The organism is Phocaeicola faecalis (assembly GCF_021730445.1).
In the GTDB taxonomy this organism is placed as follows: Bacteria; Bacteroidota; Bacteroidia; order Bacteroidales; family Bacteroidaceae; genus Phocaeicola; species Phocaeicola faecalis.
The window spans coordinates 419,671-442,577 of record NZ_JADNRM010000001.1 but is presented as its reverse complement, the minus strand read 5'-3'; the positions used below and the strand labels follow the sequence as shown (position 1 = coordinate 442,577).

Here is a 22,907-nt window from a genome sequence, read left to right as displayed (position 1 = left end):
GCATTGATTGCCCTTTTCATTATTTTGCTGATAAGTGCTGTGGGTCTTTGGATTTATAGGTATTCGGCAGACGGATGGGATAGGGGGCTGATTTCGCCTTCCTTAAATATATTGACTGCTATATTAGGCTTGGGAGTCTTATGTTCAGCGAAGAAAAGTAAATAATAAAATAACCATTTATAAAAATATAATCCAATGGGAAGAGCATTTGAATATAGAAAAGCTACAAAGCTGAAAAGATGGGGCCACATGGCCAAGACATTTACAAGACTGGGTAAACAAATCGCTATTGCTGTAAAGGCAGGCGGACCGGAACCGGAAAATAACCCCACTTTGCGTGGTGTTATCGCTACTTGTAAGCGCGAAAACATGCCGAAGGATAACATCGAGCGTGCTATTAAAAATGCAATGGGTAAGGATACCAGCGACTACAAAGGTATGACTTACGAAGGATACGGCCCTCACGGGGTGGCAGTATTCGTTGATACTTTGACCGATAATACCACTCGTACCGTGGCAGACGTTCGTTCTGTATTCAATAAATTCGGCGGCAACATGGGAACTACCGGTTCATTGGCTTTCTTGTTCGATCATAAATGTGTCTTTACTTTCAAGCAGAAAGAAGGTCTTGACATGGAAGAACTGATTCTTGATTTGATTGATTACGGTGTAGAAGATGAATTCGATATTGATGAAGAAGAAGGAACAATCACTATCTATGGTGACCCGAAGAGCTATGCCGCTATTCAGAAGCACTTGGAAGAATGTGGTTTCGAGGAAGTAGGTGGTGACTTTACTTATATTCCTAACGACCTGAAGGATGTAACTCCCGAACAGCGCGAAACAATTGATAAGATGGTGGACCGTCTGGAAGAGTTTGATGATGTTCAGACCGTTTATACAAACATGAAACCAGCTGAAGAAGAGTAAAATGAAGATTACTTATAAGACGCAGGGTACTTGCAGTAGCCACATTGAGGTGGAAGTAGAGAACGGCGTCATTCAACAGGTCTTCTTTTGGGGCGGATGTAATGGAAATCTGCAAGGGATTAGTCGGCTGATAAAAGGAATGAAAGTTGAAGATGTGCTCGATAAATTGGAAGGAGTGAAGTGTGGAAATCGTTCCACTTCCTGTCCCGACCAACTATGCAAGGCATTGCGTGAGATGAAATAAAAGAAGAAAGAGGTTACCCATTGCTGAGTGACCTCTTTTTTCTTTTCAGATAAACGCTTTTATCTGTAAGTGTACTGACTTTCACAAGCAAATACTAACTATTAATCTTAAATCTATTACTATGAAAAACACAAATATATAACGCGCCATTCATTCATTTAGTTCACCCTCCCACTGAAATAAATTCGTTAAAATTAAATAAAGACATCTCTATATCCTGTCACCGGATGTTGCCTCCTCCGGTTTTCAACCTCTGCATACGTTTTAAATTCCCCAAGTCGTTTCATTAGCCAGACTAAGCGTTTTTGTCCTTTCGATTATGCCTGTCTATCAGTCGAATTACTACAGTCTCCGGCAGTGGACCGTACAGTCTCCAGTAATGGACTGTACAGTCTGCAGCAGTGGACTGTACAGTCTGCTACCGGAGACTGTAATAATCTTCCGTTTAAAAAGCCTTGACTGACCCTATGAAACGGCTTACTCTTCCCTTTGTTGTGATATGATATGTGAAACTCCCCCGGAATAAAGGCTGACCCAAGAAAAAAAATGTGCTCCCTAACCATTCTCTAATGGAGGGAGCACTTACAACACAAAAACTAAACTAGACTTAACTAAACTATTCTATTAAGAAGTTTCACAACTTCCCTTGTCTATGTTGCAAATATACGTTATTTATTTGTTTTTAGCAAAAAGATATCGACGAATTTGATTTATTATCCTATTAATAATAAGATTTTTTATACAGAATGGCTATTCAAATAAGTTTGTATCTCTTGCTTGTAACTGTCAGAAATGGGAATGTATTCCTTGCCGAAAACAATGCGTCCCCGGTCAATTATCTTTATTTTGCTCTTTTGCACTATAAATGAGCGATGTATGCGTATAAAACGGCTTGATGGAAGTTTTTCTTCCATGGCTTTCATGCTGATAAGCGACAAGATGGCTTTCGGTTCGTTTTCCAGATGTATTTTTATGTAATCCTTCAGGCCTTCGATGTATAGAATCTTGTCGAGGGCTATCTGTACCAGTTTGTAATCGCTTTTAACATAAATGTATTCGTGACTTGCTTCTTCCTCCGGTGCGTTTCCGGCTTTTTGTTTCAGTTCGAACCATTGCACCGCTTTGTTTACCGACTGCAGGAAGTCGGCATAACTTATTGGTTTTAGCAGGTAGTCCAGCGCATTGACCTTGTAGCTGTCTAATGCGTATTGCCCGAAAGCGGTGGTGAAGATGATACGTGTTTCAGAGCTTACCATGTGCGAAAATTCCAATCCGTTCAGTTCCGGCATCTGTATGTCGAGAAAAAGTATGTGCACTTCTTCGTGTGCGGGAATCTCATTCATGGCTTGCACGGCACTGGAGTATTTGCCTACCAGCCGTAGGAAAGCAGTCTTTTCCACATAGCTTTGTAATAACTCCAAAGCCAAAGGCTCGTCATCTACTATTGCACAATTCAGTATCATAGTTTCTTGGTTTGAATGGTTAGTATAGAAGAATAGACCTGACCGTTGGCACTGATGCCTTTTTCCCATTCATAATGTCGGGGATAAATCAGCTCCAGTCGTTTGCTCACCTGCTCCAGTCCGATGCCGCTGCCGCTTTTGTCCTGCTCGGTCTTGGGATGGTTGCTGTTCAGTATCTCGCAACGCACTGTACCATCGGCGTTTCCGGTGATGGCGATGCTGATAAAGCTGTGGGCAGTGGGACTGATGCCATGTTTAAAGGCATTTTCTATCAAAGAAATAAAGAGCAGAGGAGCAATGAGCAACGAGTTGCCTGAATCTGTTGCCAGATGCAGGCTTACTTTCACTTGTGGAGATAGGCGGATGCGCATTAGTGCCACGTAATTGCGGATGAAGTCAAGTTCTTTCTCTAACGGAACAAAGGTCTGCTGATTGTCGTAAAGCACGTGTCGGAGCAATTTGCTCAGCTCTTGAACTGCTTCTTGCGCCTTGTCACTGTTGAATGCTATCAGGGCATAGATATTGTTCAGCGTGTTGAGCAGGAAATGCGGGTTCAATTGGTTCTTTAGATTCTTCAGTTCCGCTTCCGTTTTCTGTCGTTCGGCTTCCAGAAGCATCTCCTGTGCTTGCCTCCATCGCAGACTGGTGCGGATGGCAGCTCCCAGTCCGGCAACGAAAATCATTGATACGACATCGCGTATGTAGAATATCCAGCGTGGAGGCATGCGGCGTACAAATTCCTCGGGTGGAGGAGTGCTGAATTTCTCCAGCAACAGGTGGAGTAGCAATGAAGAGAGAAGAATCAGGATAGTATTGCCGATAATATATTTTCGTATCTCATCATTGAAGAGATAACGCGGCACCAACCATAAGTAGTTGATATAGAATATCAGGAAATAGCAGAGGGGGACACAACTGTGGCGTAGGAACTGATGCCAGTTCATGCCGCTTCCTCTGTCTACAAAAACAAGTGGGAAGCCGAATATCAGCAGCCAACTGACAATATGTATGGTCAGTTCCAGCGGACGACGTTGAGATAATATTTGTTTCATAATAGGCAAAGATAAAAAAGTTCAGGGTTAAAATAGGATTCTGAAGGTATTAAATTTATCTTATCGTACCGATAAATTTCTCGTTCCTTGTCTGTGGAGAAGTATCTCACAGGCATGAAACGAGAAGAATGGCCGGTGCCAAACCTTTTTATTCATAACGTATGGCATCAATCGGGTCGAGGTCTGCCGCTTTCTTGGCCGGATACCATCCGAAGAAAACTCCCGTAACCGTACAGACGGCGAAGGAAAGCAGGACACTCCAAGGTTGGATGAACACGGGCCAATGCGCTATTGCCTTAATCATAAAGCTGGCACCGCAACCGATAATCACGCCTATCAAACCGCCGGTGATACTGATAAGAATGGCTTCGATGAGGAACTGTGAAAGGATATCGACGCCACGTGCCCCGACTGACATCCGCAGGCCGATTTCGCGTGTACGTTCGGTAACGGAAACATACATGATATTCATAATTCCGATGCCCCCGACTACGAGCGAGATGCCGGCAATGCAAGCCAGCAAGGTAGTCATCAGGTCGGTGGTGGTATTCAGCATACTGCTTAGCTCTTGCTGGGTGCGAATGGTGAAATCGTCATCATCGGTGGCTTTCAACTTATGTTCCCGACGCAGGATGGAGGTGATTTCTTCCACAGCCTCTTCAGTCATGTCTTCTGTCAGGGCAGAGGCAAAAATGCCACCCAGATAGGTCTGTGCGAGTAATCGCTTCATGACGGTACTGTAAGGAGCAAGTACCACATCATCCTGGTCTTGCCCCATGGAGTTGTAGCCTTTTGATTTCAGTACACCCACTACACGCATGGGAATTTGGTTGCAGCGGATGACTTTTCCGATGGGGTCGGAACCGTCGGGGAACAGATTGTCGACAATGGTCTTGCCGATGACACAGACTTTGGCTGCGGTGCGGATATCGTTTTCGGTAAACATTTCGCCTTGTTCCACACTGAGCTGGCGGATGTTGAGGTAATCAATGCTGACTCCACTGACGGAAGAAGGGTAGTTGTTCGAGCCTGCCACCAGTTGTCCGGAGGAAGATACATTGGGGCTAATGCCCGAAAGGTAAGTGCACTCTTCACTGAGTTTCTCATAATTATCCAGTTTCAATGTCTGCATGGCCGAAGGGTCTTGGCGAACCCCGCCGCGCATCTCGGCTCCCGGATGAATCATAATCATGTTCGAACCCATCTCCGAGATTTGTTGCTGGATACTTTTCTTTGAGCCTTGGCCGATGGCAAGCATGGCGATAACGGATGCCACACCGATGATGATTCCCAGCATGGTGAGGAAGGCACGCAGCTTGTTGTTGGCTAGAGCCCGAAGAGCTATTTTGAATAGGTTTGTTCCGTTCATAATTGGGTATTGTTTAATTTATTTCTTGTTGCTGATGAAGATTAGTCTTCATCATTTTTGGGCAGGGCAGCCAGTGCTTCGGAGGCAGACAGGATATGGGTATTGACAGTGTCTTCTATCACATGACCGTCGCGCAGGCGGATGTTTCGGCTGCTGTATTGTGCCAGTTCGGGGTTGTGGGTAACGAAGATAATGGTACGTCCTTCGGCATGTAACTTTTGGAAGAGTACAAGGATTTCGAAGGAAGTGCGGGTGTCAAGGTTACCGGTAGCTTCGTCGGCAAGGATTACTGCCGGATTGTTGACCAAAGCGCGGGCAATGGCGACGCGTTGCATCTGTCCTCCCGACATTTGGTTGGACTTGTGTTCCAGGCGGTCGCCCAGACCGACAGACATCAGTGAGTCAACCGCTCTTTTTCGTCTTTCGGCTGCCGAGACAGAAGAGTTGTACATCAGCGGGAGTTCCACATTTTCCACTGCTGTGGTTTTGGGCAGCAGGTTGTAGTTCTGGAATACGAAACCGATTTTGCGGTTGCGCAGTATGGCACGCTGTGGCTTGCTCATGGTACGGACAGATACGCCGTCCAGCAGGTATTCTCCGCTGGTGGGAGTATCAAGGCAACCCAATGTATTCAGCAGGGTGGATTTACCCGAACCTGAGGTGCCCATGATGGTGACAAACTCTCCTTCGTAGATGGTGAAGGAGATGCCGCGCAAAGCGTGTACGGTTTCTTCACCCACTTGAAAGTTTCGTTTGATATTTTGAAGTTCGATAATCTTTTTCATCTGTTTTGGGAATAAATAGGTTCTGACTGCGCAAGTTTATTTATTGTTTTTTTTCTTGCTTCCCGGAGGGCCGGGCATAAACGGACTTCTTTCTCCACCTTCGGCCGATTCCTCCATTTGGGGAGTATTGCTGTTGACTACCGTTTCGGTAACGACAGGCATATTTTCGGTGATGCCGCTTAGAACCTCGGTCTGTGTACCGTTTGATATGCCGATTTTAACCGGATGTGCGGTGAACGTATTGCCTTCCAGTGTCCACACTTTGTGCTCTCCTTGGCAGTCGTTGATTTTATATCCTTTGGCTATGTCTTTATTCGGTGTGAACCGCAGTGCTTTGCTAGGTACAGTCAATACATTGTTTTTGTTTAATGTATAGATAGTGGCATTGGCTGTGAGGCGGGGTTTCAGTTTCAAGTCGGGATTGTCGGCAGTAATGACTACTTCGTATGTGACAACTGTGGTACTGCTGGTAGTGGAACTGCTGCTACTGCTGTTCGTACTTCCCAAACGTATCTGTCTTACATAACCTTCGAATACATCGTCGGGATAGGCATCGACAGTGAAGGTGACGCGGGCGCTGTCTTCCACTCCGGCGATATCGGCCTCATCCACGTCTGCCACTACCTGCATTTTGGTCAGGTCAGCAGCAATGGTAAAGAGAGTCGGGGTTTCGAAACCGGAAGCGACAGTCTGTCCTTCTTCTACATCACGGCTGGTTACCACTCCGTCAATGGGGGAGGTGATGGTCGCATACGAGAGGTTGCGCTCGGCTTTGGCAAGGGCGGCTTTGCTGGCATCGAATGAGCTTTTGGCACGTTCGTAGTTATATACATACTGTTCGTAATCGGTATCACTGATGAGCTGTTTGTCGTGCAATTTCTTGTTGCGTTCATACAGCTTTTTTTGATAGTCGTATTCCGCTTTGCTGCCATCGTAGGTAGCCCGGGCAGATTGAAGTTCGCTTTGGAGTGTGATTTTATCCATTTCGGCTATCAGTTCGCCTTTGGTTACTACGGAATTATAGTCTACATAAATCTTGTCGATGATGCCGGATACTTGAGTACCGACTTCGACTTCCGTCACAGGTTCGATTGTTCCTGTAGCTGTGATTGAGTTGCTGATATTACCTTTCTTCACCTTTTCTGTTGCAAAGCCTACTGTACTTTTTGCTTCAGAGCCTCCGAGCATCCACAAAGCGCCGGCTGCAACCATTACAACTGCGGCACTGAGGAGGATAGTTTTTTTCTTTTCCATATTATATTTATGTATGACGTTTATATTTTCGGTATTATAACTTTATTTCTTGTCCTGCATAGAAGTTCAGCAACGTGCGGTCCAGGATAGCCATATATTTGGCTTGAATGCGTTGTTGCTGTGCACTGAGCAGGTTGTTTTTTTCGGTCAGGAGTTCCACCGTATTCTTCATGCCCAGATTGAATTGTTCGCTTACCATATCAAAACTGGTCCGGCTGCTTTTCAGTTTGCTTTCGGCAGCATTATATTGCTGCCGGGCATTTGTGGCATCCAGCCAAAGGCTTTCTATATTTTTGTATAGCTCCTTTTGTTTATTAATCAAATCGAGCTGACTGCTGCTGTATTGCAGACGTGCTTTCTGAACAGCACTTTTGTTTTGGCGGTTATCGAAGATAGGGATGCTGAGATTAATTCCTATCATGTTGTTCCAACCATATTTCATCTGTTTCCCCCAAGCGTTTTCGCTGGCACTGTTGGTGGTACTGCCTGTAGAGGCACTTAAACTGATGGTGGGGTAGTAGCCGGCTTTGGCAACGGAAATGTCCAACTTTGAACTTTCGATATTAAGTTTGCTGCTTTGTATTTCGGGACGTGAAGCCAATGCCTGCTGATATACATCTGTCTGGCTGGGCAAGGGCTGTAGCACGTGTTCGTCTGTCAATTCGGGGAGAACAAGATTCATTTCCTCCGTTCCGTCCAGCTCGAGCAGTTGTTTGAGTTGCAATTTATAATCCCGAAGTGAACTTTGGGCTGTGACCAATTGGTATTGGTCATTACTAACCTGAGCTTCCAACTGTGCAAGGTCGGCTTTGGAGATACTTCCTTCGTTGAAGAGTTCCACGCCACGTTCGTAAGTGGCGCGGCTCACTTGCAAGGTATTCTCATTAATTTTCACCGATTCGTCGGCATATAGAATTTGGATAAACACCTGTGCAATCTGTTCTTGCAATGAGTTTTCTGTTTCGGCTACGGTGAGTCCCGCTATTTCGCGGTTCATTTTTCTTTGCTTGATTGTATTCATGCGTTTGTTCCCATTCCAAACCGTCCATTGGGCATTCAGTCCGTAGTTGCCGCTATAAGTGGTCTTGTTGTTACTGCTGATGATTTCAGTACCGCTGACGGTGCTGCTGTTTTCCTGATACGGACGGTTTGTAACATTGTGTCCGGTGCTGAACGATAGGCTGGGGAAGAGGGCTGCTTTCGCAGTCTTTACATCCACATCACTTTCTTCCAATGAGATTTTGTCCTGCTGTAACTGGATATTCTTCTCCAAGGCATATTCAATGCAGTCGTTCAAAGTCCATTTCTTTGCTTCCTGGGCGGTTAATGAAGAGGCCGCTAATAAGCTAATTGCTAAATATACTACTCGTTGTCTCATCCTTTTTGGGGTTTAATTTGTTATTGCAAATGTAGGGAGCATTGCTTTTATCGGCAATAAATATAGATTATCGGCATATTTCTATGGACAAAAACTTGCTTTTTACCGATAAAGTGTTTTCCTTTGTAATAATTACAAGTTTAAGATAAGTTTCTATGAGTAATACTTTGTTAGCCCGTATATGGACGTTCTATCGGGACGGTTTCCGTGAAATGACCCTTGGCCGGACGCTTTGGGCCATTATCCTTATCAAACTGTTTATTATGTTTTTTATTTTGAAGCTTTTTTTCTTTCCTTCTTTTTTAAAGGAGAAGACCCCTCAAGAGAAGCAGCAATATGTGGGGGAAGAGTTGATTAAACGTGCAAATCCATAAACATTTTAATATCAAAACGGTATGTTTGAAAACATTGACACTTCGCTAATTGACTGGTCGCGGGCGCAATTTGCACTGACGGCCATGTATCACTGGCTTTTTGTTCCTCTAACATTGGGACTGGCTATGATTATGGGGCTCATGGAGACTTTTTATGTAGCCACAGGTAAGGAATTCTGGAAACGCACGGCAAAGTTCTGGATGAAACTTTTCGGTATTAACTTCGCTGTAGGTATTGCAACAGGGTTAATCCTCGAGTTTGAGTTCGGTACGAACTGGAGTAATTACTCATGGTTTGTGGGTGATATCTTTGGTGCTCCGTTGGCAATTGAAGGTATTTTGGCTTTCTTTATGGAAGCGACGTTTATTGCCGTCATGTTTTTCGGCTGGAACAAGGTAAGTAAACGCTTTCACTTGGCATCTACATGGCTGACAGGTATCGGTGCAACGCTTTCCGCATGGTGGATTTTGGTAGCCAACGCTTGGATGCAGTATCCGGTGGGTATGGCATTCAATCCTGAGACGGTGCGTAATGAGATGGTGGACTTTGCGGCGGTGGCACTCTCACCAATGGCAGTGGCTAAGTTTTTCCATACCGTACTGAGTGGCTGGGTACTCGGTGCTGTGTTTGTGGTGGGTATCAGTTGTTGGTATCTGCTTCGCAAGCGCGAGACTGAATTTGCAAAAGCAAGCATTAAGGTAGCTGCCGCTTTTGGTTTGGTAGCTTCGTTGATAGTAGCATGGACCGGAGATATCTCCGGTGTGCAGGTGGCGAAAGTGCAGCCAATGAAAATGGCAGCGGCCGAAGGACTTCGAGATGGCGGCAACGGAGTGCCGTTTACTGTGATAGGAGATATTAAGATTCCAAAAATGCTTTCTATTCTGGCTACTCATGACATAGATGGGTATGTGCCGGGCATCAACAATTTACTGGAAGGCGGTTATCAAACTCCGGAGGGAACCATCGCTCTTTCTGCACAAGAGAAGATAGAGCGTGGTCAGAAGGCGATTGCTGCCTTGGACGCTTTCCGTAAAGCCCAGAAAGAAGGTAATAAAGAGGCTGCAAGTGTAGCGCGCCGAACATTGGACGAGAATGTGGCTTATTTCGGCTATGGATATATCAAAGATCCTACTCATTTAGTTCCTCCTGTCGGGCTGACTTTCTGGTCGTTCCGCATCATGGTAGGGCTGGGAGGATATTTCATCTTATTCTTTATTGTAGTACTTGTCCTGTCGCAGAAAGACAAGTTGAAAGATGCAAGGTGGTTGCAGAAACTTGCACTTTGGACTATTCCGTTGGGATACATTGCCGGACAAGCCGGTTGGGTGGTAGCCGAGGTCGGTCGTCAGCCGTGGGCTATTCAGGATATGTTGCCGGTGGGAGCCGCTATATCCAAGTTGCAGACGAGCTCTGTGCAGATAACTTTCTTTATCTTCCTGATTCTGTTTACCGTCATGCTGATTGCCGAAATCAATATTATGGTTAAGGCCATAAAGAAAGGGCCGGAGGCAATAAAGGGTGAATAACCTTGCTTGCTGTAATTCCATCATTTATCATTTAAATAAAATTCTATGGACTATATATTTCTACAAAACTATTGGTGGTTCCTGGTTTCATTGCTGGGTGCCCTGTTGGTGTTCCTGCTTTTTGTGCAGGGCGGCAATTCTTTATTGTTCACTTTGGGCCGTACTCACGAAGAGCGTACCATGCTGGTGAATTCCACCGGGCGTAAGTGGGAGTTTACTTTTACTACGTTGGTTACTTTCGGAGGAGCTTTCTTCGCTTCCTTTCCTTTGTTTTATAGCACCAGTTTCGGTGGTGCGTATTGGTTGTGGATGATTATTTTGTTCACTTTCGTGTTGCAGGCTGTGTCTTATGAGTTTCAGTCTAAACTGGGTAATATTTTAGGTAAACGCACCTATCAATGGTTTTTGGTAATTAACGGAGTGGTAGGACCGTTATTACTGGGTGGGGCAGTGGCTACATTCTTTACCGGTTCTAATTTCTTGGTAAATAAAGGAAATATGGGTAATGAACTGATGCCTGTCATCAGTAGTTGGGCTAATGGATGGCATGGGTTGGATGCACTGACTAATCCGTGGAATCTTGTTTTGGGTTTTGCTGTCTTGTTCTTGGCACGTATCTTGGGTAATTTATATTTTATCAATAATATCCGCGATGAAGAGTTAATTCCTCACTGCCGCCGCCAATTGATTACGGATACGATTCCTTTTCTTATTCTTTTTCTGGCATTTGTGATACGTACATTATTGAGTGATGGCTTTGCTGTCAGTCCCGATACACAGGAAGTATATATGGAACCTTACAAGTATTTTATGAATTTCATTGATATGCCTATCCTCTTGGTTTTATTCCTGATAGGAGTGGTCGGTGTGCTATTCGGCATCGGCAAATCTATTTTCAGTAAGACATCTACCAACGGTATCTGGTTTGCGGGTATCGGTACTGTGCTGACAGTTTTGTCACTGTTGCTTTGTGTGGGTTATAATAATACAGCATATTATCCCTCTACTGCTGACTTGCAAAGTTCATTGACACTGGCCAACAGTTGTTCCAGTGAGTTTACTTTGCGCGTCATGGCTTATGTATCTATTTTAGTACCTTTTGTTTTGGCATACATTGTTTATGCTTGGCGTGCAATAGACCGAAAGCCTATTACAGCAAAAGAATTGGGAAAAGACAGCCATACTTATTAATCAAGCTTTAATGAAATTAAAATCGGTATCCCAGTTTAGCTAACAGCTGTAAATGGGATGCCGATTTATGTTAAATAACATTGTTTTGATGCATAAAAGACGGACAAACTATTGCAGGATTCCCAAAAGTCCGTACATTTGCACTGTGTTTTTCATAGTATTAGATTTAAGGTTAACAAAGGTTGGAGCAAGGCGTTGCTCCTTTTTTTATGCCCATATACTCCGTTCTTCCCTTATTTGGACAAATTTATGAGATGAAATCGACAAAAGTTATAGTTGGTGGTAGCGATACTGCTCTATCTTTGTACAATAAACCCTCTGTAGAGGTAATGATATTGTTAAACTTAAATTGCATGGATGCTAAAAGATAAGAACATGAAACACCTTCGACTGACTTTCTCTGCATTATTTGCCATGGCGGTAAGTATGCAGACTCTTGCACAAAGAGAGAATATACTCATCAATCAAGATTGGAACTTCCGGTTCTCCCATCAAGTGGATAAGAATTCAAGTCGCCGGGTAGATTTACCCCATACTTGGAATGCACAAGATGCTTTGAGTGGCAAGCCCGACTATAAACGCGGTATCGGTAATTATGACAAGAAACTATTTATTCGTTCCGAGTGGAAAGGCAAGCGACTGTTTCTCCGTTTTGAAGGGGCGAACTGTGTAAGTAATGTTTTCATCAACGGCAAACAGATAGGAGAGCATCGGGGTGGTTATGGGGCATTTATTTTTGAAATCACTGATAAGGTGAATTATGGGAAAGATAATACTGTGCTGGTTCGTGTGAACAATGGTGAACAGCTTGATGTCATGCCCTTGGTAGGTGACTTTAATTTCTATGGGGGTATCTATAGGGATGTGCATTTACTTGTTACAGAAGATATTTGCATCTCTCCTTTAGATTATGCTTCTCCGGGAGTATATCTTGTTCAGCAGCAGGTGGATAAGAAGCAAGCCGGCATTTTGGCCCGTATCAACCTGTCGAACGGAACGGAACACCCCCGGCAGGCAACTCTTAAGCTCCAAGTGAAAGAGGGCGATAAAGTGATTTATCAGGCAGATAAGAATGTGACTGTTGCACCCCATACCAAGGTGCAATCTGAAGAAATGAGCTTTACCTTGCCAAATCCCCATTTATGGAATGGTACTGAAGATCCTTTTATGTATCAGACCGTGATAACCCTCATGAAGGATGGAAAAGAGATAGATAAAGTGGAACAACCATTGGGACTTCGTTATTATACGACAGATGCCAATCAGGGTTTCTTTCTTAATGGGAAACATTTGCCTCTGCATGGGGTATGCCGCCATCAGGAATGGGCGGAGGTGGGAAATGCACTCCATCCTATGCACCATGAAGAAGATACCCGGTTGATGCTTGAGATGGGGGTGAATGCCATTCGGCTGGCCCATTATCCACAAGCTGCTTATATGTATGATTTGATGGATAGGAATGGAATAGTGACGTGGGCGGAGATACCGTTTGTGGGCCCGGGAGGTTATGCAGACAAAGGTTTTGTCGACCAGCCTTCTTTTCGTGAGAATGGTAAAGAACAGTTGAAGGAGATGGTCCGCCAGCATTTTAATCATCCTAGTATATGCTTTTGGGGGTTGTTTAATGAACTGAAAGAAAATGGAGACAATCCGTTGGAGTACATCAAAGAACTGAATGTGCTGGCACATCAGGAAGACCCGACACGTCCCACTACATCAGCCAGTAACCAGGGCGGTGCTATTAATTTCATAACAGATAATATTGCCTGGAACAGATATGACGGTTGGTATGGAGCAACTCCGGCGACATTGGCTTCGTGGTTGGACAAGACACATCAGTCACATCCCCAAATAAAGATTGCTATCAGTGAGTATGGGGCAGGAGCAAGTATTTACCATCAACAGGATTCATTGGTGCAGACCAGTCCGGGAAGTTGGTGGCATCCGGAAAATTGGCAGACGGAATACCATATTCAGAACTGGAAGATTATCAGTGAACGTCCATACGTTTGGGGAAGCTTTGTTTGGAATATGTTTGACTTCGGAGCTGCTCATCGTACGGAAGGTGATCGTCCGGGTATCAATGATAAAGGGTTGGTAACACACAACCGTAAAGTTAAAAAGGATGCATTCTATTTCTATAAGGCCAACTGGAACCCTGAACCGATGGTGTATATTGCCGGGCGTCGTAGCGTGAATCGCGTAAAACCGGTGACAGAGGTTCAGGTATTTTCTAATTGTGCTGAGGTAACTCTGAAGGTAAATAATCAATTGGCAGGAAAAATGCAACCGGATGGCGTGAAAGTATGCGTCTTTAAAGATATCCGGCTGAACAAAGGAAAGAACATGATAGAAGTATCGGCGAAGAATGGTAAGAAAGTAGTAACTGATGCTTGTTGTTGGGTCTTATAACAAGGAAAACGTGAGGGTGTGTCGAATTTAAATCGGCCTATCCCATCGTCAGCTGTAGGGGCAGGGTTTGCCTGCCCGAAGACACAAAGTAAACTGTTTTCGGGCGAGCGAACCTCGCCCCTACGAATTAAACGACAGCATTATCCCTGTTTTGACCTCATGAACATATATTAAATAATTTCTATTCCATGTTTTTGGCATAGCTCCAGTCCTACATCTTTTAACTTGAATTTCTGAATCTTTCCGCTACCGGTCATTGGAAATTCATCTACAAAGAAGATATATTTGGGAATCTTGTATCGTGCAATTTTGCCTGTGCAGAATTCGCGAACATCAAATTCATTCATTTCTACTCCTTTGTGCAGGATAATGAAGGCACCTACTGCCTCACCATACTTTTTCGATGGGATGCCGGCTACTTGTACGTCTTTGATTCCTTCCATCTGATAGAGAAATTCCTCTATTTCACGCGGATAGATATTCTCCCCACCACGGATAATCATATCTTTGATACGTCCTGTGATTCGGTAATTTCCATCTTCGTCTTTAATTCCCAAATCTCCCGAATGTAGGAAACCGTTTTGGTCTATCACTTCGGCCGTGGCTTCCGGGTTCTTATAATAGCCTTTCATGGTGTTGTATCCGCGGTTGCACATTTCTCCTTGTACGCCTATCGGACATTCTTCGCCTGTTTCGGGGTCGATGACCCGGACTTCTGTAAACTCAAAATCGTGGCCTACCGTGTTGCAACGCACATCGAATGGGTCGTCCAGGCGAGTGGCCGTCATGCCGGGAGCGGCTTCTGTCAGTCCGTATACACTGGTCACTTTCATAAACATCTTTTCTTCCACTTTTTTCATCAGTTCTACCGGACAGAGAGAGCCTGCCATAATGCCTGTACGAAGGCTTGACAAGTCAAACATGTCAAACATCGGATGATTCAGTTCGGCGATGAACATTGTCGGCACTCCGTAAAGAGCTGTACACCGTTCTTTATGAATAGATGCGAGTACTAGCAACGGATCAAAACGTTCGACCATTACTTGTGTACATCCATGTGTCAGGCAGTTCATGGTGGCAAGTACTACACCGAAACAATGGAAAAGAGGAACGCAAACACATAGCTTGTCATTCGAAGTAAACTTCATGTGCTCTCCGGTGAGGAAGCCATTGTTGCTTATATTATAATGTGTAAGCATGACTCCCTTTGGGAATCCTGTCGTACCGGAAGTGTACTGCATATTCACCGTATCATGGCAGTCTACTTGTTTTTTGGCTTCGGTGAGTTCGTCATCCTCTACATTGCTTCCCAATAGAAGAATTTCGGAGGTATTATACATTCCTCTGTATTTTTCCTGGCCAATGTAGATGACATTCTTCATGCATGGAAAACGTTTGCTTTTTAAATATCCGCGTTGCGAACTTTTCAGCTCGGGCAGCATAGCATAAACCATGTTGACATAATCGTCTGAGCCGCGATCGCCATTGACGATACATAATGTATGCATATCTGAATTCTGGCAAAGATATTCCAGTTCGGCCTGTTTGTAGTTTGTATTTACAGTTACAGCTACGGCACCGATTTTGGCACAGGCATAGAGGAAAGTGAGCCAGTCGGGTACATTACCTGCCCAGATTCCTACATGAGTGCCTCGTTTGACACCGATGGCAAGCAACCCTTTTGCCATATTATCCACACGTTCATTGAATTGTCTCCAGGTAAAACGCAGGTTGCGGTCTGAATAAACGATATATTCTTTATCCGGAGTGGTTTCAGCCCAATGTTCGAGCCAGTCCCCAAGAGTTCGGGTATATAATTCCATGTCAAATCCGGTTTAGATGGGTGTGTAAATTACTGCCAATATCTTGGCTGCCTGTCCGCAAAGTCCATGTACATGATGAGGAACAATAGAGTCATAATAAATGCTGTCGCCGGCTTCTATTACATAACATTTCTTGCCGTGGCATACCTCAATGGCGCCTTCCATGACATAAATGAACTCTTCTCCTTCATGTGATGAAAGAGTAAACTCAACATTCTCATTCGGAGCTACATCAACAATGAAGGGTTCCATGTGACGGTCGGCTTTCGATTTTGAAAGAGAATGGTAGCGCATGTGAGTGCGTAAGTCCATTGCATTATTTGAAAAACTGATTGTATCTTCAGCAGTCTCTTTGCGACAAACTACTGCCCCCTGTTCTTCTTGGTCATCCAAGAAAGTGCCCAAGCGTACACCCAGTGCACGTGCTATTTTGATGAGAGGAGCTAAGGAAGGAAGATCTACATTATTTTCTATGCGGTTGATTTGTTCCTCGGCAAGCCCCGAACGTTCTGCTAGTTCTGCTACACTGATTTCTTTTGTTTCACGCAGCGATTTAATCTTTTCGCCAACGATTCTTGTGCTATCCATATTTGTTAGTATTAGTAATGTTTGCAATGTAATTTGTGCAAAAATACATAAATCTTTTATTTAAGACGGCTTTTTCTCTTTATCTTTGCACTTCAACTATTAAATTAATGAATTATGTTCTCAGGAATTGTAGAAGAATATGCAGAAGTAGTACGTTCGGAAAAAGAACGAACTAATTTACACCTTACATTGAAATGTTCGTTTGTAGACGAACTGAAGATAGACCAGAGCATTGCTCACAATGGTGTTTGCCTGACAGTGGTAAGCATTCAGGATGGTACATATACAGTGACTGCTATTGAAGAAACGTTGGAACGTTCCAACCTCGGACTGTTGAAGGTAGGGGATAAAGTGAATGTGGAGCGCAGTATGATGATGAACGGACGTTTGGACGGACATATTGTGCAGGGGCATGTAGACCAGACTGCGGAATGTGTCGGTATTCAAGACGTGGACGGCAGTCGTTATTATACTTTCAAATATAAATTTGACAAGGAAATGGCAAAACGTGGTTATATTACAGTGGATAAAGGTTCGGTTACCGTAAATGGGGTTAGTCTGACCGTATGCAACCCGACAGATGACACTTTTCAGGTTGCTATTATTCCTTACACCTACGAACATACCAATTTCCACACTTTCCAACCGGGAAGTATCGTAAATATAGAGTTCGATATCATCGGCAAATATTTGAGCCGCATGATGCAGTTCAATAACTAAAGGTCTTTCAGCAGTATCTTGCTGGTGCTTTGATAATATTCTTCGCGGGCCTGCATCAGTGCCTCCCACGGAGCACTGTATCGCTCGCGGTCAATCTTGAATGCTTCTGAACCGGCTACATCCAGTCTGTTCAGGAGCATTGCTACATTCATCCGGTTTATATCTACAGACGGAAGGTATGCAAAAGATTCATCGTCATCGTCTACCGGGGTTTCATAAATCATGTGCATGTCTTGCAGTTCGTATAATATATTTTTGGTAAGCCGGATGGGAATCTTATGCTCATCACTCAATGTAACGGCAGTATAAGGAGGTTCTTCCGTTTCAAAACGTTTACAGATGAGTGACATGATGAGGATACAAAGGAAGTCATGATATCGGCGGCTGATATGTGCTGTCTCTTTGCTGAAACTGTAATTCTTCAGATTTTGGGCCACATAGCACAGTTCCGCACCATAAAGACAGATACTCCACGATATTTGTGTCCACAACAGGAACATCGGGATAGCGGCGAAACTACCGTAAATGGCATTGTAGCGCGAAACCCATATCTGGCTTCCGATATATAAATATTGGAATGCCTGAAAAGCAGTACCGGCTATGATACCGGGTATGATAGCATATTTGATTTTTACCTTTGTATTGGGCATAAACACATATAGCCCTGTGAACATTCCCCACGTGAGTATGAAAGGAATAAGCCTGACCATAAATTTCATTAGCGGTGCCAACAACACAAAATCCTCCATATTCTTCAGCATTGTCGTCATGAAGATTGAAATACCGCTTGACAATACAATTAATAACGGAAGAAGTAAAAGGATGGAAAAGTAGTCTGTCATTTTACGGTAAAGCGTGCGTGGCTTCTTCACCTGCCAAATGTAATTGAAAGTACGTTCTATGTTGTATGTCAGGCTGAGGATAGTCCAAAACAGCATGATTAAACCGACACCGATAAATACGCCGCTTTTGGCGTGAATCAGATAAGAGTCAATCAATCCGAGAACCGTCTCTGCGGCTGCACTCTGACCTTCCAGTCCACTGCGAAACTGGGTTTCCAGTAAATTGGAGAAACCAAAGCCGCGTGCAATGGCAAATAATATGGCCAATATAGGGATACTGGAAAGCAATGTGCTGTATGTCAGCGCAGAAGCTTTGTTGATAATACGTCCTTGGGTAAATTCACGGATGGAGAGGGTTGCTATCTTTATTGCATTATAAAGTATTCCACGAGATTTGCTAACCTCGTCTTCCGTCACTCGCCATATATCATCTTTGAGAAACGATTGCAGGCCTTTCAGCTTTTCCTTGTTCATGGTACTCATTTAGGCTCTTTATATATAAAAAAAAGCAGTCGGCCTATAAGCCGGGTTCTGTTCCTTGCCTTGCGGCAAAGCGTCTGTCATTTATCTACGCCTGTTGTCACCAACAGGCTCTAGCGGTCTACCCTCCGACGTGGGGCGAGCAACCCTCATAATGCCGGTTTACATGACCTTACAACTCCTAAGATACACAGCCCGACATGTCACCATGCGGCTGGTGGGCTCTTACCCCGCCTTCTCACCCTTACCTTGTCCCCGAAAGAACAGGGCGGTTCTTTTCTTCTGCATTACTCTACCTTCGCAGATAGCTTTCTGTTAGGAAGTAGGATGCTCTATGTTGCCCGGACTTTCCTCTTCTGCCTTGTGGCATCAGCGACAGACCGGCCGACTGCTTTGAGCGGACAAAGATAATGCTTTTAGCCCGAAGTGCAGCAAAAGGATGAGAAAAAGTATTGAAATGAATGTAAAATGTTGAATTTATGCCTCTGACAGATGTGCTGTCAGCTATTGATAACGAATGCAAATTTGGCAGATATTGCGGTTAACCCCTGTTAAGTGTCTGTATGTCTCTGTTAAAAGAGGGAAAATTTACCTGACAATGCATACAACCGTACATATTTTGTCATTACTTTAGCGGTATAAAAGTTAAACTAAAAATGAAATTAACAAATTAATAGATATTAAGTTATGAAACAAGCAACTAAAATGGTACTAGGAGCAACGGCGATTGTAGCTGTTAGCGCAGGTGTGGCAGGAGTAACGACTTATACTATGTTGAAGCCTGAACAGAATAAGAGTTTGGCTTTTAATGATGTATTCCAACAAAACCAGAATACAAGATTGGCAGCTCTGGATGCAATAAATATGCAACCGGTCGATCTGACTCAGGCGGCCGAGAACTCTGTACATGCAGTTGTCCATATAAAGTCTACCCAAGAATCTAAGACTCAGACTGTAACAGTTCGTGACCCATTCTCCGATTTCTTTGGTGATATCTTTGGAAACGGTAGAGGCGGAGGCCAGCAACGCCAGGTACAAACTCCGGAAAGGGTAGGCTTTGGTTCAGGTGTGATTATATCAAAGGATGGCTATATTGTTACTAATAACCATGTGATTGATAATGCAGATGTAATCAGTGTCAAGCTGAACGACGGACGTGAATTTAAAGGACGCGTGATAGGTGCAGACCCCAGTACGGATTTAGCTTTAGTTAAAATTGAAGCTGATGACCTTCCGACAGTACCTATAGGTGACTCGGATGCATTGAAGGTAGGAGAGTGGGTGTTGGCGGTAGGTAATCCATTCAACATGACGTCTACTGTAACTGCCGGTATTGTCAGTGCAAAAGCTCGTACATTGGGTGTATATAATCAAGGTGTAGAATCATTCATCCAAACGGATGCTGCCATTAATCAAGGTAATAGTGGTGGGGCACTGGTTAATGCGGGAGGTGAATTGGTTGGTATCAACTCTGTACTGTATTCACCGACAGGGGCTTATTCAGGATATGGTTTTGCTATCCCGACCAGCATTATGAAGAAAGTTGTATCAGACTTGAAAGAGTATGGGACTGTGCAGCGTGCTATTCTAGGTATTAAGGGCACACCGATTAATGATGACCAGCAGTTAATGGATGATGCAATGAAGAAACAAGTGAAAGACTTGGGCGCAGTAGATGGCGTATGGGTTCGTGAAATCATCGAAGGAGGTTCTGCTGCAGGTAAGTTGCAGGAGAATGATGTTATCATTGGAATAGATAGCAAGAGAGTGAAGAACTTTGCAGAACTGCAGGAAGGTTTGGCTAAGCATCGTCCGGGTGACAAGGTTACAGTAAAAGTTTTACGTGACAAGAAAGAAAAAGATATTGAATTGACTTTAAAGAACGAACAGGGGACTACGAAGGTAGTGAAGAATGCAGGCATGGAAATATTGGGTGCTGCGTTCCGCGAAGTTCCTCAAGAGCTGAAGAAACAACTGAATCTCGGTTCGGGTATTGAAGTAACAGGTGTGACGGAAGGCAAGATGAAAGCTGCCGGTGTCCGTAAGGGATTCATTATTCTGAAAGCTAATGGACAGGTCATTAGAACGGTGAATGATTTGGAGAATGTGCTGAAGGCTGCAACTCAGTCACCCGATCAGGTATTGTTCTTAAGCGGTATGTTTCCGTCAGGTAAACGCGCCAATTACGCTGTAGACTTGACTCAAGAATAATTCATAAAGGATAAAAAGACATAAGGTAATAAGATTTTTTCAATAGGTGTGTGTTTGGTGGATGCACGGCAGTATTATACTAGTCGTGCATCCTATTATATTTAAAGGAGTGTCCTTAATGAAAATAATAGGACTATATGCATTGGAATAACCTAATAATTTTAAGAACTACCCTGATAAAAGTCCTTTTTTGATTTATTGGCAAAAATATTCCAAACAAAATGGATGTTATTCCATTTTAATGTTGTAAATTTGCATCCCAAATTTGTTTTATAGAGAATGAGACAATTAAAGATTACTAAAAGTATCACTAACCGAGAGAGCGCATCTCTTGATAAGTATCTACAGGAAATTGGGCGCGAAGACTTGATTACTGTAGAAGAAGAGGTAGAGCTCGCTCAACGTATCCGTAAAGGCGACCGGGTGGCATTAGAAAAACTGACACGTGCAAACTTGCGTTTCGTTGTATCTGTTGCCAAGCAGTATCAAAATCAGGGGTTAAGTCTTCCTGACTTGATTAATGAGGGAAACCTGGGACTGATTAAGGCAGCCGAAAAGTTTGATGAAACCCGAGGCTTTAAATTTATCAGTTACGCTGTATGGTGGATTCGTCAGTCTATCCTTCAAGCATTGGCAGAACAGTCACGTATTGTTCGTTTGCCGTTGAACCAGGTAGGTTCGCTGAATAAAATCAGCAAAGCTTTTTCCAAGTTCGAACAGGAAAACGAGCGTCGTCCTTCTCCGGAAGAATTAGCCGATGAATTGGAAATTCCGGTAGACAAGATTTCGGACACGTTGAAAGTTTCAGGCCGTCACATTTCTGTAGATGCTCCTTTTGTGGAAGGAGAAGACAACAGCTTGTTGGATGTGCTGGTAAATGACGACTCGCCTATGGCAGACCGTTCCTTGGTTAATGAGTCACTTTCGAAGGAAATCGATAGAGCACTCTCTACGTTAACCGAAAGAGAAAAGGATATTATCCAGATGTTTTTCGGTATTAACACGCAGGAAATGACGTTGGAAGAAATCGGCGATAAATTCGGACTCACTCGTGAGCGCGTACGTCAGATTAAAGAGAAAGCCATTAGAAGATTAAGAGCAAATTCACGTAGCAAGCTGCTCAAGGCCTATTTGGGATAAGACCAAATTCGGTTTCCAAAACAAAAAGAAAACAAAGCATGAGTTGAAAGTTTGAGCTTTCATCTTGTGCTTTTGTTCGTTTATAGAGGAATAATGTTAATTTATCTATTACCTTTTTATATTTAGCGGTAAATAACTACTTTTGTCCTCAATAAAATAATAAAAAACAAATTATGAAATTCATCAAGATTTTCTGCTCTTTATTTGTCGTGCTGATGTTGTGCTCGGCATTTTCTTTAAAAGGAAATAAAACCAAGGCTGTATATATAGTAGGTGTGTCTGCTTCGTTTACAGATTCATTGATTTATTTTACAGATATCCAGTTGTTGGATAGTGTGAAACTGGATAATAATAAATTGTTGCCGCAACGTTCTCATTATAGTTATCAGTTGAAAAGTTATTTGGAAGGCCAGGAAGGGCTGGTGAACCGTACTTGCTTTGTGTATTTTGATACTAATAAATCGAAATTGGAAAAGACGGTTGCCAAACTGAAATCTAAGTTTCAAAAAGGACACAATGTGTTGATTCGTCCGGTAGACCCGACCCTGTTTCGCTTTACAAAACCGGAGGAAGAATAAACGTTAGTACGCGTGGGTTTGCACGTACGTATGCATGAGCTCACACGTATATACGCATAAGCCCACACGTACGTACGCATGAGGCTACACGTACGTACGTGTGGAATGGGTAGGCCGAAGCTGACTAGAAAGCGAACTCCGCCAGTTTCTTCTTATTGCTCCCCGAGTAATAAATGTATTTGATTTTACTTCCAAATTTCCGATATTCCTCCATTTCCACTGAGTTATCAATAGCTTCTTGCAAAGCTTTTTTATAAGTGGCATAATTACTGTTCATGAACTGTGGGCTGTCCAGCTCTCCTGTTACAGTATAATAGTAACTCACAGTATTGTTCTGTTCGTCATAATGAGTACTGTCAATGGTAACGGTTTCATTCAAACGGATAGGGTAGGTTTTATTTAGTTTTTCGGCGGTCTCTTTAAATTTGCGGGCCGGTCCTTTGCTGGTACAAGCAGTCAATGCAGCTATGAGCAAGGCGGATAATACGATTTTTTTTTTCATTATTGTTGGGTATTTTAGGGCGAAAATAGAATATATATGTAAAC

General features: G+C 43.5%; 20 protein-coding genes and 1 other RNA gene. 10 read left to right on the top strand and 11 right to left on the bottom strand.

Annotated features, from left to right (window positions below):
• The first annotated feature begins 195 nt into the window (after positions 1 to 195).
• Entirely contained in the window at positions 196 to 930 is a 735-nt protein-coding gene (locus IR173_RS01890) for a YebC/PmpR family DNA-binding transcriptional regulator (protein WP_237037994.1), read from the top strand.
• Between the two features lies 1 nt (position 931).
• Positions 932 to 1,174, top strand: coding sequence for a TIGR03905 family TSCPD domain-containing protein (locus IR173_RS01885; protein WP_237037993.1), 243 nt, complete (start codon positions 932 to 934; stop codon positions 1,172 to 1,174).
• A gap of 737 nt (positions 1,175 to 1,911) precedes the next feature.
• On the opposite strand, the gene IR173_RS01880 is transcribed toward IR173_RS01885, so the two are convergent.
• The 6 genes from IR173_RS01880 to IR173_RS01855 all read right to left on the bottom strand — a co-directional run bounded on the left by IR173_RS01880 (position 1,912) and on the right by IR173_RS01855 (position 8,475).
• Entirely contained in the window at positions 1,912 to 2,637 is a 726-nt protein-coding gene (locus tag IR173_RS01880; RefSeq protein ID WP_237037992.1) for a LytR/AlgR family response regulator transcription factor, read from the bottom strand.
• Entirely contained in the window at positions 2,634 to 3,689 is a 1,056-nt protein-coding gene (locus tag IR173_RS01875) for a sensor histidine kinase (RefSeq protein ID WP_237037991.1), read from the bottom strand. Before IR173_RS01875 ends, IR173_RS01880 begins: the two co-directional genes overlap by 4 nt.
• Positions 3,690 to 3,837: 148 nt before the next feature.
• Entirely contained in the window at positions 3,838 to 5,058 is a 1,221-nt protein-coding gene (locus tag IR173_RS01870) for an ABC transporter permease (RefSeq protein ID WP_237037990.1), read from the bottom strand.
• A gap of 41 nt (positions 5,059 to 5,099) precedes the next feature.
• Complete coding sequence (locus tag IR173_RS01865; RefSeq protein WP_237037989.1) at positions 5,100 to 5,843, bottom strand: ABC transporter ATP-binding protein; 744 nt, start codon at positions 5,841 to 5,843, stop codon at positions 5,100 to 5,102.
• Between the two features lie 36 nt (positions 5,844 to 5,879).
• A complete protein-coding gene (locus IR173_RS01860; RefSeq protein ID WP_237037988.1) occupies positions 5,880 to 7,097 on the bottom strand; it encodes an efflux RND transporter periplasmic adaptor subunit in 1,218 nt (405 codons plus the stop codon).
• Positions 7,098 to 7,131: 34 nt separating this feature from the next.
• The gene (locus IR173_RS01855) at positions 7,132 to 8,475 is read right to left on the bottom strand and encodes a TolC family protein (protein ID WP_237037987.1); all 1,344 of its coding nucleotides are present in this window, start codon (positions 8,473 to 8,475) and stop codon (positions 7,132 to 7,134) included.
• Between the two features lie 155 nt (positions 8,476 to 8,630).
• Between IR173_RS01855 and IR173_RS01850 the strand changes: the two genes are divergently transcribed.
• The 4 genes from IR173_RS01850 (at position 8,631) to lacZ4 (ending at position 13,979) form a co-directional block, all read left to right on the top strand.
• Positions 8,631 to 8,849, top strand: a complete 219-nt coding sequence (locus IR173_RS01850) for a DUF4492 domain-containing protein (protein WP_237037986.1) — start codon at positions 8,631 to 8,633, stop codon at positions 8,847 to 8,849.
• A 21-nt stretch (positions 8,850 to 8,870) separates the two neighbouring features.
• Complete coding sequence (locus IR173_RS01845; protein WP_237037985.1) at positions 8,871 to 10,376, top strand: cytochrome ubiquinol oxidase subunit I; 1,506 nt, start codon at positions 8,871 to 8,873, stop codon at positions 10,374 to 10,376.
• Positions 10,377 to 10,421: 45 nt separating this feature from the next.
• A complete protein-coding gene (cydB, locus tag IR173_RS01840; RefSeq protein ID WP_237037984.1) occupies positions 10,422 to 11,567 on the top strand; it encodes a cytochrome d ubiquinol oxidase subunit II in 1,146 nt (381 codons plus the stop codon).
• A gap of 375 nt (positions 11,568 to 11,942) precedes the next feature.
• Positions 11,943 to 13,979 (top strand): beta-glucuronidase LacZ4, encoded by a 2,037-nt coding sequence (lacZ4, locus tag IR173_RS01835; RefSeq protein WP_237037983.1) that lies wholly within the window; start codon positions 11,943 to 11,945, stop codon positions 13,977 to 13,979.
• Positions 13,980 to 14,149: 170 nt separating this feature from the next.
• On the opposite strand, the gene IR173_RS01830 is transcribed toward lacZ4, so the two are convergent.
• Positions 14,150 to 15,802, bottom strand: coding sequence for an AMP-binding protein (locus tag IR173_RS01830; protein ID WP_237037982.1), 1,653 nt, complete (start codon positions 15,800 to 15,802; stop codon positions 14,150 to 14,152).
• A gap of 12 nt (positions 15,803 to 15,814) precedes the next feature.
• Positions 15,815 to 16,390: a helix-turn-helix domain-containing protein gene (locus IR173_RS01825; RefSeq protein WP_237037981.1), complete on the bottom strand. Its 576-nt coding sequence runs from the start codon at positions 16,388 to 16,390 to the stop codon at positions 15,815 to 15,817.
• A gap of 114 nt (positions 16,391 to 16,504) precedes the next feature.
• Here IR173_RS01825 and IR173_RS01820 point away from each other — a divergent pair, with 114 nt between their 5' ends.
• Positions 16,505 to 17,110, top strand: a complete 606-nt coding sequence (locus IR173_RS01820) for a riboflavin synthase (protein ID WP_237037980.1) — start codon at positions 16,505 to 16,507, stop codon at positions 17,108 to 17,110.
• Here the strand turns inward: IR173_RS01820 and IR173_RS01815 are convergent.
• A complete protein-coding gene (locus tag IR173_RS01815) occupies positions 17,107 to 18,435 on the bottom strand; it encodes a YihY/virulence factor BrkB family protein (protein WP_371315873.1) in 1,329 nt (442 codons plus the stop codon). The two genes, IR173_RS01820 and IR173_RS01815, sit on opposite strands and share 4 nt — an antisense overlap.
• A 21-nt stretch (positions 18,436 to 18,456) precedes the next feature.
• Positions 18,457 to 18,824, bottom strand: an RNA gene (rnpB, locus tag IR173_RS01810) — RNase P RNA component class A.
• Positions 18,825 to 19,119: 295 nt separating this feature from the next.
• Here rnpB and IR173_RS01805 point away from each other — a divergent pair.
• The 3 genes from IR173_RS01805 (at position 19,120) to IR173_RS01795 (ending at position 22,361) form a co-directional block, all read left to right on the top strand.
• Positions 19,120 to 20,643, top strand: a complete 1,524-nt coding sequence (locus IR173_RS01805; protein ID WP_237037979.1) for a trypsin-like peptidase domain-containing protein — start codon at positions 19,120 to 19,122, stop codon at positions 20,641 to 20,643.
• A 279-nt stretch (positions 20,644 to 20,922) separates the two neighbouring features.
• The gene (locus IR173_RS01800) at positions 20,923 to 21,783 is read left to right on the top strand and encodes a sigma-70 family RNA polymerase sigma factor (RefSeq protein WP_005937471.1); all 861 of its coding nucleotides are present in this window, start codon (positions 20,923 to 20,925) and stop codon (positions 21,781 to 21,783) included.
• Positions 21,784 to 21,956: 173 nt separating this feature from the next.
• The gene (locus IR173_RS01795) at positions 21,957 to 22,361 is read left to right on the top strand and encodes a hypothetical protein (protein WP_237037978.1); all 405 of its coding nucleotides are present in this window, start codon (positions 21,957 to 21,959) and stop codon (positions 22,359 to 22,361) included.
• 124 nt (positions 22,362 to 22,485) lie between these two features.
• On the opposite strand, the gene IR173_RS01790 is transcribed toward IR173_RS01795, so the two are convergent.
• Positions 22,486 to 22,863: a hypothetical protein gene (locus IR173_RS01790; RefSeq protein WP_237037977.1), complete on the bottom strand. Its 378-nt coding sequence runs from the start codon at positions 22,861 to 22,863 to the stop codon at positions 22,486 to 22,488.
• Positions 22,864 to 22,907 lie beyond the last annotated feature (44 nt).

What these genes read in the sequence shown, in the direction of transcription:
- IR173_RS01825 (WP_237037981.1), bottom strand. Translation starts at nt 16,390, where the DNA reads ATGGATAGCACAAGAATCGTTGGCGAAAAGATTAAATCGCTGCGTGAA.
- IR173_RS01815 (WP_371315873.1), bottom strand. Translation starts at nt 18,435, where the DNA reads ATGAGTACCATGAACAAGGAAAAGCTGAAAGGCCTGCAATCGTTTCTC.
- IR173_RS01800 (WP_005937471.1), top strand. Translation starts at nt 20,923, where the DNA reads ATGAGACAATTAAAGATTACTAAAAGTATCACTAACCGAGAGAGCGCA.
- IR173_RS01890 (WP_237037994.1), top strand. Translation starts at nt 196, where the DNA reads ATGGGAAGAGCATTTGAATATAGAAAAGCTACAAAGCTGAAAAGATGG.
- IR173_RS01875 (WP_237037991.1), bottom strand. Translation starts at nt 3,689, where the DNA reads ATGAAACAAATATTATCTCAACGTCGTCCGCTGGAACTGACCATACAT.
- IR173_RS01885 (WP_237037993.1), top strand. Translation starts at nt 932, where the DNA reads ATGAAGATTACTTATAAGACGCAGGGTACTTGCAGTAGCCACATTGAG.
- cydB (WP_237037984.1), top strand. Translation starts at nt 10,422, where the DNA reads ATGGACTATATATTTCTACAAAACTATTGGTGGTTCCTGGTTTCATTG.
- IR173_RS01880 (WP_237037992.1), bottom strand. Translation starts at nt 2,637, where the DNA reads ATGATACTGAATTGTGCAATAGTAGATGACGAGCCTTTGGCTTTGGAG.
- IR173_RS01805 (WP_237037979.1), top strand. Translation starts at nt 19,120, where the DNA reads ATGAAACAAGCAACTAAAATGGTACTAGGAGCAACGGCGATTGTAGCT.
- IR173_RS01850 (WP_237037986.1), top strand. Translation starts at nt 8,631, where the DNA reads ATGAGTAATACTTTGTTAGCCCGTATATGGACGTTCTATCGGGACGGT.
- IR173_RS01855 (WP_237037987.1), bottom strand. Translation starts at nt 8,475, where the DNA reads ATGAGACAACGAGTAGTATATTTAGCAATTAGCTTATTAGCGGCCTCT.
- IR173_RS01870 (WP_237037990.1), bottom strand. Translation starts at nt 5,058, where the DNA reads ATGAACGGAACAAACCTATTCAAAATAGCTCTTCGGGCTCTAGCCAAC.
- IR173_RS01820 (WP_237037980.1), top strand. Translation starts at nt 16,505, where the DNA reads ATGTTCTCAGGAATTGTAGAAGAATATGCAGAAGTAGTACGTTCGGAA.
- IR173_RS01830 (WP_237037982.1), bottom strand. Translation starts at nt 15,802, where the DNA reads ATGGAATTATATACCCGAACTCTTGGGGACTGGCTCGAACATTGGGCT.
- IR173_RS01795 (WP_237037978.1), top strand. Translation starts at nt 21,957, where the DNA reads ATGAAATTCATCAAGATTTTCTGCTCTTTATTTGTCGTGCTGATGTTG.
- IR173_RS01860 (WP_237037988.1), bottom strand. Translation starts at nt 7,097, where the DNA reads ATGGAAAAGAAAAAAACTATCCTCCTCAGTGCCGCAGTTGTAATGGTT.
- IR173_RS01845 (WP_237037985.1), top strand. Translation starts at nt 8,871, where the DNA reads ATGTTTGAAAACATTGACACTTCGCTAATTGACTGGTCGCGGGCGCAA.
- IR173_RS01865 (WP_237037989.1), bottom strand. Translation starts at nt 5,843, where the DNA reads ATGAAAAAGATTATCGAACTTCAAAATATCAAACGAAACTTTCAAGTG.
- IR173_RS01790 (WP_237037977.1), bottom strand. Translation starts at nt 22,863, where the DNA reads ATGAAAAAAAAAATCGTATTATCCGCCTTGCTCATAGCTGCATTGACT.
- lacZ4 (WP_237037983.1), top strand. Translation starts at nt 11,943, where the DNA reads ATGAAACACCTTCGACTGACTTTCTCTGCATTATTTGCCATGGCGGTA.